Raw genomic sequence first — 647 nt, 5'->3', positions numbered from 1 at the left:
ATGCCGTCGCCACAAGGCAGTTCTGCAAAGTTGCTAGGTAATATCGAAGGTATTCGCTTTAGCTCAACCAACCAAGTTGTGGTGATTGATAAAGGTACGTCTGACAGTGTGAAACAAGGCAGTGTGTTTGATTTAAAAGAAGACGCGCATCCGGTTTACAAAGATGGCGATGAATTCAAGAAAGAGTTTGGTGTCCTCGATAAGAAAATAACCTTACCTCAAAGCAAAGTTGGCGAGTTGCTGGTCATTCGTCCTTATGAGTACTTTAGTTTGGCGTTGATCACAACCAGCACTAAACCCATCAATAAAGAGGTCTCTGTGGTTTCGCCTCTGACGCAAGAGTCGACCACCAATGAAACCACGCAATAACGACAGTGACCTTGCTGCCTGGCTTAAGCTGAGTTGCTTGCCAGGCATCGGTGGGGTCAAAATGAATAAGCTGCTCGCCAAAGATACGCCTCGCAATATCATCAATTCCTCTTCTGAACAGCTTTATCAATTGGGTTTGACGAACAAACAGTTGCAAGCTTGGGCTTCGGCAGATAAAGAGGTCGATGCTTGTTTAACGTGGCTAGCCACTTCTACAAATCATCACATTCTGACGCTGGCCGATCCTTTATGTACCAGCATACGCATGCAAGCTATCG

The 647-nt window shown here is 45.6% G+C and carries 2 pseudogenes; both read left to right on the top strand.

What is annotated here, in order from left to right:
• Positions 1–369: pseudogene (locus tag R7Z47_RS25285) on the top strand (peptidoglycan-binding protein); the annotation flags it as partial.
• Positions 353–647: pseudogene (locus R7Z47_RS25280) on the top strand (DNA-protecting protein DprA); the annotation flags it as partial. The pseudogenes R7Z47_RS25285 and R7Z47_RS25280, both read left to right, overlap by 17 nt.

Source organism: Vibrio sp. 1641, assembly GCF_033339995.1.
Taxonomy (GTDB): Bacteria; Pseudomonadota; Gammaproteobacteria; order Enterobacterales; family Vibrionaceae; genus Vibrio; species Vibrio alginolyticus.
The sequence above is the reverse complement of the archived record's forward strand: the minus strand, read 5'-3'. Positions and strand labels throughout refer to the sequence as shown.